Origin of the sequence: Candidatus Accumulibacter contiguus, assembly GCF_036625285.1 — a bacterium.
In the GTDB taxonomy this organism is placed as follows: Bacteria; Pseudomonadota; Gammaproteobacteria; order Burkholderiales; family Rhodocyclaceae; genus Accumulibacter; species Accumulibacter contiguus.
Window position 1 is genome coordinate 2,961,348 of record NZ_JAZKUC010000001.1, and the last position, 15,570, is coordinate 2,976,917.

Here is a 15,570-nt window from a genome sequence, read left to right on the forward strand (position 1 = left end):
CCGAGCGCAGCGAAGCTTCAACCCGCACTGAACTGATCGACGCCCAGCTGGCGCGCGCCGGTTGGTCGAAGAGCCGACGAACACTCGTTGAAGAAATGATCCTGCATGTCGAGCAACCCGATAGCGCGTATCGCCATGGGCAGTTTGCCGATTACGTTCTGCTGGGTTCCGATGGTCAGCCTCTGGCCGTTGTCGAGGCCAAGCGAACGTCTCGCGATGAACTCGTGGGCAAACGCCAGGCGGCCGATTACGCGTCTGCGATCAAGACCCGGTTCGGAATCAATCCGTTCGTTTTTCTTACCAATGGCAAGGAAATCCAGTTCTGGGATCTTGACCGCTACCCGCCGAGAAAGATCGGCGGCTTTTATACGCGCGACGACCTGGAGAGGCTTAGGCACCAGCAGCGGCACGCACAGCCGCTCCAGGACGTCGCGATCAACCCCAGCATCGCCGGTCGGGACTACCAGAACGAGGCGATCCGCCGCGTCACCGAAGGCATCGATGCCGCCAAACGCAGATTCCTGCTGGTCATGGCCACTGGCACCGGCAAGACCCGCACAACCATAGCCCTGGTCGATACCTTGCTGCGTGCCAGACGAGCGCAGCGTGTGCTGTTCCTCGCCGACCGGCGCGAACTCGTTCGCCAGGCCATGTCGGAGTTCAAGTCGTATCTTCCGAACGAGAGTCTCGCGCGCATCGAGAACGGCGAAACCTCTGGAGCACGCATCCAGTTTTCGACCTACCCCAGCATGATGCGGGTGTACGATCGCCTGTCAGTCGGGTATTACGATCTGCTCATCGCTGACGAGAGCCATCGCTCGATCTACCAGCGCTACAAGGCCATCTTCGATCACTTTGACGCCATCCAGCTGGGCCTCACCGCGACGCCGACCGACTACATCGACCACAACACTTTCGAACTGTTCGATTGTGGCGACGGCGCACCGAGCTACTACTACAGCTACGAGCAGGCCATCGAGGACGGAAACCTCGTCAACTACCGGGTTCTGGACGCCCAAACCAACTTCCAGCTCAAGGGCATTCAGGGCGATGCACTGCCCGAACCCTTGCAGCAGATGGCTCGCGACCAGGGTGTGGAACTCGACGAACTCAACTTCGAAGGCAGCGATATCGAGAAAGGCGTCGTCAACCAGGGCACCAATGATGCCATGGTGCGCGAATTCATGGGCAAGAGCCGCAAGGATATTCGTGGCCTGCCGCACAAGGCAATCATCTTCGCCGTCAGCCACGCACACGCCAAGCGCTTTTACGAAAGCTTCAACCGGCTTTACCCCGAGCTGCAGCGCCAGGGCATGGCCGAGATTATCGACAGCCATATGGAACGTGCCGATGCCACGCTTGACGACTTCAAGTACAGAAGCATGCCGCGGGTCGCGATCTCGGTCGACATGCTCGATACGGGCATTGACGTGCCGCCCATTCGCAACCTCGTCTTTGCCAAACCGATTTTCAGCAAGGTCAAGTTCTGGCAAATGATCGGACGCGGCACCCGCCCGTACACCGACAGGACCACTGGCGAGGTCAAGCAGGACTTTCTGATCATCGACCACTGGAAGAACTTTGCCTGGTTCAAGCTCAAGCCCGATGGCGAAGTGGATCACCCTTCCGAGCCGCTACCGGTCAGGCTTTTCCGCTTGCGACTCGAAAAATGGCACTTGCTGCATGCCCAGCGGGAAAACACACAGCCTGTCGTCGATGAACTGCAGACGATGTTGGCCGCGCTGCCACGGCAGAGTATCGACGTGCGCCCCCACTGGGACGAACTCGACGCGCTGCTGCAGCAGTGGCCAGCCCCCAGCCAGGCGGTGCAGGAGCACCTCGGCAAGACCATCGCACCGCTCCTGCGCCTCGCCCCGCTGGCCACGCTGCAAGGCACCTTTGCACCCTTGATGCGCTACCGAATTGCGCTGCCCAGCACGACGGTCGAAATCGACCTGCCCGACACCATCACCCAGCGCTGCTGGATCATCTACGGTCCCACCGGTGAGGGTGCCTTTGCCGCAAGCTATCGGGAGCAGGTCGAAGCGCTGGTCCGTCGTCTGGCAGACCAGTTGTCGGAACTGGCCAGGCTCAAGAAAGGCGAAATCCTTTCGGAGGGCGAACTCGAGCGCGTCAGCCAGACGCTCAACCAGGCCGATCTGTTTGTCACCGAAGACACCTTGCGCAAGGCCTTTGAGGCGCCGGCCGCATCACTCGCCGATTTCTTGCGCCACATCCTCTGCCAGGACGCGCACTTGCCGAATCGCGAGGAGCGCGTCAATGCCGCGTTCGATGCCTTCATTGCCCAACACGGCTACCTGCGCGCCAATCAACTCAATTTCCTGCGTGCGGTGAAAGCCGCGGTGATGCGGCATGGCCGCATCACCCGCGCCGCGCTCAGCGAACCGCCGCTGTCGCGCATCGGACGCGTCGAGGCGATCTTTCCCGCGCAGGATATTGAAGAACTCGTCGACTTCGCCAACCGGTTGGACGCGGAAGCGGCCTGAACCAAACAGGAAAACCTTAGATGCTAGCTCCACAAATCAAGAAAAAAGTCGATGAACTCTGGAACCGGTTCTGGTCCGCCGGCCTCACCAACCCTCTGGTGGCGGTCGAACAGATCACCTATCTGCTGTTTCTCAAACGACTGGAAGACATCGACCTCAAGCGCCAACAGCGGGGATTCCCGTCGATCTACGCCGGCAAGGAGAACTGCAAGTGGAGCTACATTCGCCAGGAGAAGACCAATCCCTCGCACCTGATCGAAGTGGTATTCCCCTGGTTGCGCGAACTGGACAAATACTTCTCCAGAGCCAGCGCCGAAGGCACCGAGCTGGCGAGCCTCAACAACCGCATGGCCGATGCCTACTTCCAGCTCGATCCGAACAAGGGCAAGGTCCTGTCCGATGCCATTGATACCATCGACCAGCTCTTCGCCCGTGACGGTGGTAGTTCCGCTGCCCAGGACATCATGGGCGACACCTTCGAGTACCTGCTCAGTGAAATGGCTACGGCGGGCAAGAACGGCCAGTTCCGCACCCCGCGCCATTTGATCCGCTTCATGGTCGAATTGCTCGACCCCGAGCCCGGTCAGCGCATCATCGACCCGGCCGCCGGCACCGGCGGCTTCCTGTTCAGCGCCCAGCAATACCTGATGCGCAAGTATTCGGCACCCGACAACCTGGTGCTGGAATGGGATGGGGCGCCGCATCGCACCGACGCCGCGGGTGCCAGCAAAGCCCAGTACAAAGCCATACACCATGGCGGCAACTTCGTCGGTCTCGACAACGACCGGACGATGGCGCGCATCGGCTGGATGAACCTGATCCTGCACGACCTGACCGATCCGCACCTGCTGCAAGGCGACTCCCTGAGCAAACGCGACGGCAAGCCAGAGTTGGCGGAACTGCTGACGTCCGAGTCCTACCATTTCGTGCTGGCCAATCCCCCGTTCACCGGGACCGTGGACAGCAATGACCTGGAGAAGGACAGCAAGCTTTTCCCCCGTGCCGCCGACAAGGGAAAGAAGAAGGACGACGCCCTCACCAACAAGAGCGAGTTGCTGTTTCTGTGGCTGATGCTCGACCTGCTGCAAATCGGCGGGCGCTGCGCGGTCATCATTCCCGAGGGTGTGCTGTTCGGCAACACCGACGCGCATGTGCGGCTGCGGCGTGAACTGCTCTCCGAACACGTCGTCGAAGGCGTCATCTCGCTGCCCGGTGGCGTGTTTCAACCCTACACCGGCGTCAAGACCTCAATCCTGCTTTTCAGGAAGGAGACGCGCCGCGACGAGAAGCAAAGCTTCACCGGCCAGAACCCGAGAACCGAGTACGTGTGGTTCTATGAAGTCGAGGAGGACGGTTTCTCGCGCGATGCCAAGCGCAATCCCCGTCCAGGCCAGCGCAACGACCTCTGGGATGCGCTCGTCAAGTTCAAGGTCTGGCTGGCCGAAGGCCGCAGCGGTACCGAACTTCTTTCGAAGACCTTGTTGCAGCCGAGCTTTCGCGCGGAGCGCTGGCGGCAAGCGTTGCTGCGCGATACCGGCGACAAGCTCACGCCGGCAGGTCAGGCGTTTTCGTCGTTGGCCGACACCAGCATGTGGGACGGCCAGGTGTGGAACCTGCACGAGCTGTTTCCCGAGTTGCCCGCCGATCCCAGGGCAGCCGAAACGCAGGTGCGCGAGGCCGCCAGCAAGGCGCTCGAAGACCTGGTGATTCGGTACTTCGCCGCGCCCACCAGGCCGGTATGGCAGAAGTGGAGCAGCACAGGCACCGCCATGGATGTAGAGATGTCCCGGTCCGAGTGGCAAAAGGCCATCAAGGTCCCGCAACAGGATTTCAACCGCGTGGCGCGCGAGGTCGAGCGTTATTTCGAGGCCGAAGATGGTCCCGCGCTACCGATGTGGAAAGAACTGGTCAGGGAAGCCCGCAACGCCGGCTTGTCCTGGCACGAACGAGCCATCACCGAAGCGCCCAAGGTGCAGTTTGGTGAACATGAGCCGGTAGCTGACTTGGCTGCTGCATTGGAGACGATCGCTCGCGAAGTCGCCAAGCTGGACGGCTTTGACGTGACCTTGCGCAGCCTGGCGATTGACCAGGTGACGCCGCTTACCGAGGCTAAGCATTGGGTCGTTCCCGTGCGTAAATGGACGCGCAGTGAGGAATGGCAGTCGGACGACGGCACGCTTAAAGGGTCACACGATGCCGACAACGGCCAGGTACGTTCGCAATACGTCGAAGCCATGCTGGCCGCAAAGCTGTACGACGAAAATCGTGATGGTCGAGAAAACGCCGGACGGATCAAGCGTACGTTCGGTGGACCAACAGACCTTCGCCACCGACCCGAGCGCCTTGATGATGACCGTCTTCGAGGCCGACGACAGCATCGGCAAGCGGGCGCAAGAGTTCATCGAAGGCAAGCTGCGGCAGGCGACGGGGACGCCTGCCGACATTCAACAACTGGAACAGCTGATCGCACGAATGGGCTCGGGTTTCTACCGCAGCGAGTTGCGCACCCTGCTGAATACCTGGCGCGGCGACGGCAATGCTTAGGCCAATCGTGCAGCCCTTTTGCGGCGCTGCGCTGCATGCCTGTCGCCGTCTGCAAGAGCAGTTGCTGGCTTGGTTATGCGATCCGGCAGTCAGCGCCGGCGAGATTACGCAGGCCAACCTGCAGCCCACACGCGTGCCGACGCAGATTGAAGCGGATTGGCTGTGGCACTTCTTGCAGAAGGCCGATGGCGGTCGAGCACTCCTGGACAGGGCACTGGTGATTGCGGGGATGTCCCTCGCCGAGAAGGCCGCCTTGCGCACCTGGGGACAGGCAGTCGCGGCGCTTGCTTTCCAGTTCCAGCCGAACCCGCCGGCCTGGCCACGGAGCAAGCCGAAAATCCCGGACGCCGCCTGGCAGGCCTTCAGGGAACTGATGGAAGCCTTCTACCGGAAAGGCCTGCGCAGCGGCTTGCCCTACGCGGCAAACGGTACGCCGGTGAGCAGCGGCGGAATGACCTATGCAGGGTTTCTACGGGCGTTTCGAGCTGCACACCAACTGAACCCTGTCGCCCACGCCAGAGAAGTGTGTGTTCTATGCGGCGGGCCTCTCGGTCAGACGCCTGAAGTGGACCACTGGATCGCCGTGAGTGCCTTTCCGCTGTTGAGCGTGTGCGCAGACAACCTCCTGCCAATTTGCGGCGAGTGCAATTCAACGTCAAACGAAGGTGATCAACCGGTGCACACGCAAGGGGTTTTTGATGACTGGTTCCACCCGTACCTGCGTCCGGGACACGGCGCCTTGCATCTCGACTATGTGCTGCAAACGCAGTCGATCACCTGCGCGGCTACCGATGCCGCGGACACGGCAAGGGTGACCAACCTTGACAAGCTGCTGAACCTGGCAAGCCGGTGGACCCGCGAGTTCAAGGCCGAGTACGCGAAGCAGCAGAGCGTGCTGATTGGCCGCGAGAGGCGTCGGATAGCTCGTGGTCAGGCAGAACACACGCAGGCGGAAATCCGGGCACATCTGCTGACTGTGCAGGACGAGCTTGTAGCCACGGAGCCGTTCCACGAAGTGCATCGAGTTTTGTGCGCAGCCATGCTCGAACAGTCCAGAGTGGCAGCTTGGCAAACCGAGTTGGGCTTGGTCACATGAACCAAGAAGGAGCAGGAATGATTGATCCGGTTTTTCTCACGCGTGTGGTCCTGCGCAACTACAAGAGCATTGGCTACTGCGACGTCCGCCTCAACCCGCTCACCTATCTGGTGGGGGCCAATGGATCGGGCAAAAGCAATTTCCTGGACGCCCTGCACCTCGTACGGGACGCTCTGGCCGGTTCTCTCGACAATGCCCTGAACGAACGTGGCGGATTGAACGAGGTACGGCGGCGCTCCAGTGGTCACCCGACGAACTTCGGCATCCGGCTGGAGTTCGCGTTGAGCAACGGGCAAGCCGGCCACTACGCTTTCAATATCGGCGCGCTGGCGGGCCGCGGCTACGAGGTACAAAGCGAGGAGTGCGTACTGGGCAGTGTCGGCAAGGGTCCGTTTTTCCGTATCGAACGCGGCAACCTCAAGGCGAGCAGCGAGACGACCTTTCCAGCGGTAACCGCCGATCGTCTGGCGCTGGTGGCCGCGTCGGGCATGGCGGTCTTTCGCCCGGTGTTCGATGCCCTGACGGCGATGGGTTTCTACAACCTGAATCCGAAGTTGATGCGCGAGCTGCAGAAGCCGCAGGAGGGGCGCTTGCTCAAGCCCGTGGGGGAAAACATCGCGAGCGTGATCGGACATCTGGAACGGGTCGCTGCTGACAGGTTGGAGATCATCCAGGAATATCTTCAGACGGTCGCGCCGATGGTTCACGGCGTCGAGCGCAAGCCGATCGGGCCGATGGAAACCCTGGAGTTCCGCCAGGACATGGCTGGGGCAAAGCATCCGTGGCGATTTCCAGCGCAGAACATGTCCGACGGTACGCTGCGAGCGCTCGGTGTGTTGACGGCGCTGTTCCAGGGAAACCGCGATTACGCCCCATCGCTGGTGGGTATCGAGGAACCCGAAACGGCACTCCACCCGGCCGCCAGCGCGGCCTTGCGCGAGGCGCTGGCGCGCGCCTCGCAAGACACCCAGGTCATCGTCACGAGTCACAGCCCGGACCTGCTCGATGATCTGTCCTTGAGTGCCGACGCCTTGCTGGCAGTGGTTTCCGAGGGCGGCGAGACGCGGATTGCACCGTTGGACGAAGCCGCGCGCATGGCCATGCGCGACCAGCTTTTTTCGGCCGGAGAACTCCTGCGCCTGAATCAACTGGCGCCTGATCGGGCGGTGCTTGCGGCCCAGGCACAGGAACAGGCCGATCTGTTTGGCGAGGTCGAGCCGTGATTGCAGTCGCCGCGATCGTCGAGGGCGCCGGCGAGGTGGTCGCACTGCCAATTCTGCTGCGACGGATCAACGCCTGGCGCACTCCGGATGTCCATTTGCAGGCGCTACCGCCGATTCGCGTTCATCGGGATCGATTCCTGAATCGGCAAGATGAGTTCCGCCGGCACTTGCTGCTGGCAGCCGCCAAGTGTGGCGAACAAGGCTGGATTCTCGTGCTGCTCGACGCCGATGATGACTGTCCGGCTGAGTTGGGGAAACAGATTCTCGAGCGAGCAACTGCATACGTTCCGCACCGCCGGGTGTCGGTCGTGCTCGCCAACAGGGAATACGAGGCCTGGTTCATCGCCGCGGCTGAATCGCTCGATGGCCAACGCGGTTTCGCATTCAAGCCTGCTGAAGCGATTGATGCTGAAGGTCCGCGCAACGCCAAGGGGTGGATCACGGCGCACATGTGCGGCGGCAGTTACGGGGAAACGACCGACCAGCCGGCTTTTTCGGCGCGCATGGACCTGCAGCAGGCGTTCGCCCGCAGCCGATCTTTTCGCAAGCTTTGCAGCGAGTGGACAAGGCAGATGGCCTTTGCATGAGCAGGGTTGCGGGAGGCGGGCGATGAGCCGCCGGCGTGAGATCGCCAGGCGGCTGGACGCCCTGTCCGATATCGGCGGCATCCTGTCGGCGATGAAAGGCCTGGCGCTGATGGAGACCCGCATCCTGAGCGGCTCGCTTGAAGCAACCCGGACCACGGTAGTTTGGAACTGCGGAACATCCAGGACAGCGCGCCAGGCAACCAGTTCTGCAGGAATTCCATGGCCAGACTCAGCAGGCTGCCGAGCAGTAGCGCGACGAGGGTTGCGGTCCAGCGCCCGCCGGGCAGTCGGCGTAGCGCCAGCGCCACCAGAAGAAAGCCCAGCGGCACGTAGGCAAGAACGTTGACCATCAGGTCGAAAACTGTCCAGTAACGCGGCCAGGCTGCGTCAATGAACTCCAGTGGCGAGACGCCGAGATCGCGCCAGTTGGCGAATGGATACAGGCTCGCGTAGATGATCAACACGAGGTAAGCCAGCGCCAGATACCTCGACAGCCTCAACAAACGTGCGGGTGGCGGCGCAGGGAATTCGTCGGCCCTGGCAGGAGCTGAGGGTGACAGTCTGGTCCGGGTGTGATCGAAAGTGACGGTTGCAAAGACCTCAAGCAGCCAAGGCGTCCCAATACCGATCCCAGCTGCCGTTTGCACGGGTGACGCGGAGGTTCAGCATGGCTTGGGCGTTTTCTGGTTTCCACCAGGCGCCTGGTAGTTTGAGGCGTTTCTGAATCACATAGCGATGTGCGCTCTCGACCTCGCCCGAGCCGATAGGCAAGCCGGCTTGAATGGCGGCCTGATAGTCGAATTGCCCTGGGCGGTTGATCAGATCACGGTAAGAAGTCGACGAGGTACTTGCATCGCGCACCGAACTGACGCTCCATCTGATCTTCAATCCAAACTGCGCCGTCACCCAATCCATGGATAGGGCTGCGCTCGTTGAAGCCGGCAGCTATCGCCAGCCGCAGGATGTCGGCTCCTGCGGCTGCGGCATCGCCCAAGGTGACCGCGAAGGTGGGCGCTACTTCGCCAGCACGTCGGATCATCGACCGCTTTCCTTCTTTCCAGAATCGTTGCCGCCGCTCCATTCGCAATGTCGATCCCGTCATGCTCGCGAATCTTCTCCCGAACCTGGGCAAATGGAACGTCAGCACCCAAATCGGTGATGGCCCTCTGCAGCCGTGTGGAGTATCCCCGGCAAGAAATGCCCGCCTGGCTCTGAAAGGGCCGGCACAATTTGCCGCCTTCCTTTGTCCGGTAGGTCTGCTCTTCCACCGTCACGTCTCCGAACGTGCAAGTCCAGTGCAGTTTTTTTACCTCGCGAACAACCCCACCCTTTGCTTCCAGCCCGACTGCAGCCTCATTTGCAGTCTTCCGGCCCCAGTCCTGCATGACCTCAAGCCCCATTTGGCGGAGTTCTTCAATCGCTCGGCGCTCTGCTTCGTCTGCTCGTCGCCCGTCCCCTGAGGCGTTTTCGACAACATCCAGCATCCTTTCCATCCGAGCTTTTAAGGCCGGATGACGTTCCAACCGCTCCGCAACGGTTTCTCGCTTGCCCACCGCAATCTTCCTCTCCAGATCCATGGCATCTCTCCGATAAGGTCACCCTATCCGACTATACACGTTTCGTGCCTGCCGCCTCATCCCACTGCCTCCTTCGAGTCACAACGCTCCCGTGACTTTCGATTGCACCCGTCTGGTCCCGGATTTTGCTGGGCCAGTCCAGTTCTACCTTCAATTTGCCGATCCCGGCTGTATAACGGATCAGGCGCCTGATGCGCCGCCACCGGCTGCCGCGCGCTGCAGACGGTCGGCGACCGCCGCCCAGGCCGGCGTTGCCGGAATCTCCTCGACGATGATCAGCTCGGCGTCGGCCTGATCCAGTTCACGCAGGGCGGCGTAGAGCGCACTGGCGTAAGCGCGGGGGTTGGCCGGCAAGCAGCGCCAGGCGTGTGCTGCCGGCGTGGCGGGCAACCGACTGTGACAGAGTACGGCACAGCGCCGACCCGTGCTCTGCAGAAGGTCGATGACCTCAACAATGCGCGCGGATGGCAGCAGGTGCAGCGGCGTCGTCGGCGCGTAGTGTGCGGCCAGCGAACCGGGAACCCGCGGCATAGCGGCGTCCGGCGGACGAGTGACGATCTGCGGCATGACGCCGATGACCGTCGCGATCTGTTCGGGAGTGACCCGCCCCAGGCGCAGCAGACGCGGCGGCAGCGACTCGGCGGGTGTCAGATCGAGAATCGTCGACTCGATGCCGACCGGGCAGCGGCCGCCGTCGAGGATCAGGGGTACGGCATTGCCGAGTTCCGCGCGCACATGTGCGGCTGCGGTCGGGCTGATGCGACCGAAGCGGTTGGCCGACGGCGCGGCGATGCCGCACATGCCGGCCAGCCCGCCGCCGGCACGCGCATAAGCACGCAGCAGGTTCAGTGCCAGGGGGTGCGCTGGTACGCGCAGGCCGACGCTGTCCTGACCGCCGGTAACGACTTTCGGCACTGCCGCCGCGCGCTTGAGGATCAGGGTCAGCGGGCCGGGCCAGAAGGCTTCGGCGAGTTCCCAGGCAACGGCGGGAATGTCCCGCGCCCAGCGGTCGAGATAGCCGTCGGCCGGCAGATGTACGATCAGCGGGTGGTCGGCCGGCCGCTGCTTGGCCACGAAGATCCGGGCGACGGCGGCCGGATTGGCGGCGTCGGCACCGAGGCCATAGACCGTCTCGGTCGGAAAGGCGACCAGCTCGCCGGCTTGCAGCAGCGCTACGGCATGATCGATGTCGTTATTTTCAGGGCGCATCGACGATCCCGATCGCGGCGCGCGCGGCCATCGCGACTTGCCGGGCACGTTCCGGGTCACCATCGAGAACGGTGAAGTGTCCCATCTTGCGACCGGGACGGGCGTGATGCTTGCCATAGAGATGCAGCTTGAGGGCAGGAAAAGCGTGCAGCTTCGACCAGTCGGGTTCGCGGTAGTGATGGCCGGCCGGTGTCGTTTCATACCAGAGATCACCGAGCAGATTGACCATCGCCGCTGCCGAGTGCGCCCGCGCTTCGCCGAGCGGCAGGCCGCACAGGGCACGCACTTGCTGCTCGTACTGGCTGGTGATGCAGGCGTCGATGGTGTAATGGCCACTGTTGTGCGGGCGCGGCGCCATTTCGTTGATCAATAGTTCGCCGCGAACGACAAAGAACTCGACGGCCAGGGTGCCAATATAGCGTAAGCCCTCGGCAATCCTGGCAGCAAGTGCAGCGGCCGCGGCGCGCAGTTCGGTCGATGCACGCGCCGGTACCAGTGAGACATCGAGGATACCCTTGCGGTGACTGTTCTCGGCGACCGGAAAGCTCGTCACGATGCCGCTTTCGTCGCGCGCCAGCACCACCGAAACCTCGTAGTCGAGCGCAAGCTTCTGCTCCAGCACGCAGGTTTCGCCCTTGAACTGCTGGAAAGCGGCAATCGCCTGCTCAGCATTGGCCACCACGGCTTGTCCCTTGCCGTCGTAGCCGAAGCGGGCGACTTTCAGGATTCCGGGAAAAAGACCGGTAGCGGCCTCGCGCAGATCCTGTTCACTGTGCACCGCGGCGAAGGCGGCGTGTGGCAGGCCCTGGTCGCGCAGGAAGGTCTTTTCAGCGATGCGGTTCTGGCAGACGCTGACCGCCGCCGCCGCTGGGCGCACGACCACGAATTTGTCGAGATAGTCGAGGGTTCCTGCCGGGACGTTTTCGAACTCGGTGCTGATGGCCGCGCAGCCCTGCGCCAGCTCGTCCAGTGCTGCAAAATCCTCGTACGCCGCCAGCAGATGACGGTCGGCGATCAGCGCCGCAGGGCTGTGCGGGTCGGGATCGAGGACCCAGACGGGGTAGCCCATCTCGTGCGCTGCAGCAACGAAGAAGCGGCCGAGCTGACCGCCGCCAAGCATGCCGAGAATTGCCGGGGGAAGAATCATCGTGCCGTACCGGGAAAGCCTTACTATGAAAGTCGCGAGCGACTCACGAATCTCCCCTCCCCCCTCGCGGGGAAGGGGTGGGGGAGAGGGAAACGGTCATCACTTTCATCATCGGGAGTGTCTTGCAAAGTCATGACCGTTTGGGGCGACTGGTCAGGAATGCCGCTCACACCTCCGGCAGCTTCATGGCCATCACCTTCTCGGCCTGTGCGCGACGGAAGTCGCCGAGGCGCCGAGCGATCGCCGGATCGCCGGTGGCCAGCATGGCGACGGCGAACAAGGCGGCATTGGCAGCGCCGGCTTCGCCAATGGCGAAAGTGGCCACCGGAATTCCTTTTGGCATCTGCACGATCGAGAGCAGCGAATCCTGACCGGACAGCGCTTTCGATTGCACCGGCACGCCGAGTACCGGCACGGTGGTCTTGGCCGCCAGCATTCCCGGCAGGTGGGCGGCGCCGCCGGCACCGGCGATGATTGCTTTCAGTCCGCGCTGGCCGGCCGCGGCCGCGTATTCGAACAGCAAATCCGGGGTGCGATGCGCCGAAACGACGCGCGCCTCGAAGGGCACGCCAAACTCCTTGAGGATCACCGCAGCCGCCTGCATCGTCGGCCAGTCGGAATCGGAGCCCATGACCACGCCGACCAGCGGTTCGCGTTGCGACATCAGTGGGCCTCTCTTTCAGCGGCTTCGAGGGTGTTGGCGAGCAGCATGGTAATGGTCATCGGACCGACGCCGCCGGGCACCGGTGTGATCGCCGAGGCGACTTCGCTGACCGCCGCAAAATCGACGTCACCGCAGAGTTTGCCGTCGGGCAGGCGGTTGATCCCGACATCGATGACCACGGCACCCGGTTTGACCATCTCGGCGGTGACGAAGCGCGCTTTGCCGAGCGCGGCAACGAGGATGTCGGCACGGCGCGTGTGGAAGGCCAGGTCGCGGGTCTGCGAATGACAGATGGTGACCGTTGCGCTGGCCTGCATCAGCAACATCGCCATCGGTTTGCCGACGATGTTCGAGCGCCCGAGGATCACCGCTTCCTTGCCTTTGAGATCGATGCCTGCATCGGCAAGGAACTTCATCACGCCATAGGGCGTACAGGGAATGAAACGCGGATGGCCCTGCATCAGCGCGCCGACATTTTCGGCGTGAAAACCATCGACATCCTTCTCGGGAGTGATCGCCTTGAGCACGGCGTCGCTGTCGAAGTGCTTCGGCAAGGGTAACTGCACCAGGATGCCGTGTATCTTCGGGTCGGCATTGAGTTCGGCGATCTTGTCGAAAACCCGTTGCGGCTCGATGTCAGGCGCATACAGGATCTTCTCCGAGTGGAAACCGGCCGCTGCACAGGCGTTCACCTTGTTGCGCACATAGACCTGCGAAGCAGCGTCTTCGCCGACCAGAATCACCGCCAGGCCAGGGCGGGTGCCGCGACTGGCCAGCAGTGCTTCGGCACGTGTCTTGAAATCGGCGCGCAGTTTTTTCGCCAGCGCGTTGCCGTCGAGGATTGTTGCCGTCATCGTGGATTTTCCTGGGGTGTTATTCTTGAGTGCACGGAAGGAATAAGCAATCTGCCGATCGATCCGTCAGATGCCAGGGTAAAAACTGCGCATCGGTCGACCGGTCGACAATAAGGGCGCGATTCTAGCGCAAATCAGGCAGTGCGCCCTCGGCTTTCGTCGCCAGTTTCGGCTGCCGCCCGACTCATCCGCGATCATGCAAATAGCCCTGGACGCCCTGTCATCGGCTTCCTGCCGGATGTTTCAGCACTTCTCGATGGATACCATCGACGAACTTTCGCAGGCTGGGTGAATGCGGTTCCGTGAGATTCAGGTATGGTGAGATGCGCTCGGCCCAAGCGTACTTGTCCGCGCCAGTCACCTCGGAATCCTTGATATCCAGGGCGACTGCCAGCTCCTCCCAGGCGCCGACAATCTCGTCTGCCACAATACGGCGCAACTTCTGTAATTTCTGTGCTCGCACCTTTGGGTAGGCTGCGGCAACGGCATCTACGTCGGCGATAAACCAGCTCTCGGTTTCCTCGATCGCCAACCGAAACAGAACACGGGGCGGTCGCTTGGGCAGCCGTGCCAGCATCGAGTTCAATTGCCCCAGCAACTCGCGACACGGGTCACGGTCCACATCAATCAGGACCACCACGCATGCCTGATCACCAAGATGCGAAAAGCCCTTCAGCTTCGCCGGGAGTTGATGCAACAAGGTCTGCTGCTTCGGATCAGGTTGGCCGAGCAGATCGTCAGGCAAGATACCGCGCCCTTTGTGTCGGTGGATACGGAAGTGTAGGTTCTCCAGCAGACCGAAATGCCGCGTCAGAACTTCCCTGACTGCCGGCACGTCGGAAGCTCCTTCGACCAGCACCTCGAACCAGATCATGGGTTACCGATGCCGAAATGGTTGCTGTACCAGAGGCTCCCCATCGGGATGCCTTCAGCGAACATTTCGCGCACCCCCGGCACATCGGACGCACGAGTCAGATGGCTGAAGCCATCAGCCCCCTTGTCAAGAATCCAGACCTCATCCGGAGTCAGCGCGTCGACAAAATTGGGCGCATGGGTGGTGATCAGGATTTGCGGGCCGCGCGCTTTCGACGCATATTCCTTGAATTCCTGAGCAAGTGTTGCCAGCAATTGATGATGCAAGCCGTTCTCGGGTTCTTCGATACCAATCAACGGTGCCGGGCTGGGATCTTCCATCAGTAATAGATAGGCAAGCATCTTTAACGTACCATCGGACATGTCCTGCTGATAGAAAGGCTCAGGAAACCCCTGGGCAGAAAATTCGAGCACCAGGCGGCGGTCCCTCTCGGTCTTCGCCTTGATGTCAATTATTCCGGGAACCTTCTTCGCAATTCGTTCGAGCATCTGGCGAAATCCTCCGGGGTTCGCACGTTCTACATATTGGAGATAGCGTGAAAGGTTTTCGCCTCGGCGATCAAGATGTGGATCGGCACCGGCTTGACTCGGGTTGCGTGCCAATTCCGGAACAAAGTACGAGAGATACCAACCCGACAGGAAATCTCGAAAAGCAACAACCCGGTCATGATTGGCGAGCGTTCCCAGAGTGGCTATGCCAAGTACCTGCCGGTCCTTCATCTTGACTGGTACTCGCTCGCTCCCTTCCCTTGCGGTGGGTGCGCCGGTTCCGGTTCCGGTTCCCTCCTCAAACCCCTCCGTACCGGACCAGGCATAGCCCTGCCCGTTGGTCAGTTCCAGAAACGAATACGGTTGGCCGTACTTTTGTCCCTTTCGACGCTGACGGAGTCGTTCATAGACTACTTGGGCGCGACCCTGGGCATCGCAGGCGATATGCAGCGAATAACTAATCGGCCTCGCATTGGTGGGCGTCTCCTTGTAGCGAACTTCAAACTTGATTGGCTCAACAGAACCTTGTGTTCGCATACGTTCAAAACCACCCCGATGCGGCTTGTCACACGCCGCTTCTACTCCCTCTGCGAGGCAATCACCGAGAAACCCCAAGGCGTCGAGCAAACTCGACTTGCCGGACCCATTCGCACCAATGACTGTAACCAGTCTCGGAAGAGCGTCCTGCTCGCGCTCGTAGAGCGTCTTGCCCAGCGTCACATCCTGCAAGGCCCGGTAGTTCTGAATTTGTATGCCTTCGAGAATTGCCATTCACTTCATCTCCAGCGCACGCGTCAACT

13 protein-coding genes and 1 pseudogene are annotated in these 15,570 nt (G+C 61.6%); 5 read left to right on the forward strand and 9 right to left on the reverse strand.

Annotated elements, in window-relative coordinates:
* Positions 1 to 95 precede the first annotated feature (95 nt).
* The 5 genes from V5B59_RS14280 to V5B59_RS14300 are packed head-to-tail and all read left to right on the forward strand — an operon-like array spanning position 96 to position 7,957.
* Positions 96 to 2,507: a DEAD/DEAH box helicase family protein gene (locus tag V5B59_RS14280; protein ID WP_372703637.1), complete on the forward strand. Its 2,412-nt coding sequence runs from the start codon at positions 96 to 98 to the stop codon at positions 2,505 to 2,507.
* Between the two features lie 20 nt (positions 2,508 to 2,527).
* On the forward strand, positions 2,528 to 5,272 hold the full coding sequence (locus V5B59_RS14285; RefSeq protein ID WP_332351977.1) for a type I restriction-modification system subunit M: 2,745 nt from the start codon (positions 2,528 to 2,530) through the stop codon (positions 5,270 to 5,272).
* Positions 5,185 to 6,147, forward strand: coding sequence for a hypothetical protein (locus V5B59_RS14290; RefSeq protein WP_332351978.1), 963 nt, complete (start codon positions 5,185 to 5,187; stop codon positions 6,145 to 6,147). Before V5B59_RS14285 ends, V5B59_RS14290 begins: the two co-directional genes overlap by 88 nt.
* Before the next feature lie 17 nt (positions 6,148 to 6,164).
* Complete coding sequence (locus V5B59_RS14295; RefSeq protein WP_169070490.1) at positions 6,165 to 7,370, forward strand: AAA family ATPase; 1,206 nt, start codon at positions 6,165 to 6,167, stop codon at positions 7,368 to 7,370.
* Positions 7,367 to 7,957, forward strand: coding sequence for a DUF4276 family protein (locus V5B59_RS14300; RefSeq protein ID WP_034910870.1), 591 nt, complete (start codon positions 7,367 to 7,369; stop codon positions 7,955 to 7,957). Before V5B59_RS14295 ends, V5B59_RS14300 begins: the two co-directional genes overlap by 4 nt.
* Before the next feature lie 203 nt (positions 7,958 to 8,160).
* Here V5B59_RS14300 and V5B59_RS26255 read toward each other — a convergent pair.
* From V5B59_RS26255 to V5B59_RS14340, 9 genes and pseudogenes are all read right to left on the reverse strand, one after another.
* A pseudogene (locus V5B59_RS26255) lies at positions 8,161 to 8,604 on the reverse strand (hypothetical protein); the annotation flags it as partial.
* The gene (locus V5B59_RS14305; RefSeq protein ID WP_169070491.1) at positions 8,558 to 8,872 is read right to left on the reverse strand and encodes a hypothetical protein; all 315 of its coding nucleotides are present in this window, start codon (positions 8,870 to 8,872) and stop codon (positions 8,558 to 8,560) included. The pseudogene V5B59_RS26255 and the gene V5B59_RS14305, both read right to left, overlap by 47 nt.
* Complete coding sequence (locus V5B59_RS14310; RefSeq protein ID WP_169070492.1) at positions 8,860 to 9,534, reverse strand: hypothetical protein; 675 nt, start codon at positions 9,532 to 9,534, stop codon at positions 8,860 to 8,862. Before V5B59_RS14310 ends, V5B59_RS14305 begins: the two co-directional genes overlap by 13 nt.
* A gap of 180 nt (positions 9,535 to 9,714) precedes the next feature.
* Positions 9,715 to 10,743, reverse strand: a complete 1,029-nt coding sequence (locus V5B59_RS14315; protein WP_332351979.1) for an L-threonylcarbamoyladenylate synthase — start codon at positions 10,741 to 10,743, stop codon at positions 9,715 to 9,717.
* A complete protein-coding gene (locus V5B59_RS14320) occupies positions 10,733 to 11,890 on the reverse strand; it encodes a 5-(carboxyamino)imidazole ribonucleotide synthase (protein ID WP_169071819.1) in 1,158 nt (385 codons plus the stop codon). The genes V5B59_RS14315 and V5B59_RS14320 overlap by 11 nt, the downstream gene beginning before the upstream one ends.
* 166 nt (positions 11,891 to 12,056) lie before the next feature.
* Positions 12,057 to 12,554 carry a 5-(carboxyamino)imidazole ribonucleotide mutase gene (purE, locus tag V5B59_RS14325; RefSeq protein WP_169071820.1) on the reverse strand — a complete coding sequence of 166 codons (498 nt, stop codon included), beginning with the start codon at positions 12,552 to 12,554 and terminating at the stop codon, positions 12,057 to 12,059.
* A complete protein-coding gene (folD, locus tag V5B59_RS14330; protein WP_034910856.1) occupies positions 12,554 to 13,408 on the reverse strand; it encodes a bifunctional methylenetetrahydrofolate dehydrogenase/methenyltetrahydrofolate cyclohydrolase FolD in 855 nt (284 codons plus the stop codon). The genes purE and folD overlap by 1 nt, the downstream gene beginning before the upstream one ends.
* Before the next feature lie 220 nt (positions 13,409 to 13,628).
* The gene (locus V5B59_RS14335; RefSeq protein ID WP_169071821.1) at positions 13,629 to 14,282 is read right to left on the reverse strand and encodes a DUF4276 family protein; all 654 of its coding nucleotides are present in this window, start codon (positions 14,280 to 14,282) and stop codon (positions 13,629 to 13,631) included.
* Positions 14,279 to 15,541 (reverse strand): AAA family ATPase, encoded by a 1,263-nt coding sequence (locus V5B59_RS14340; protein WP_332351980.1) that lies wholly within the window; start codon positions 15,539 to 15,541, stop codon positions 14,279 to 14,281. The genes V5B59_RS14335 and V5B59_RS14340 overlap by 4 nt, the downstream gene beginning before the upstream one ends.
* Positions 15,542 to 15,570 lie beyond the last annotated feature (29 nt).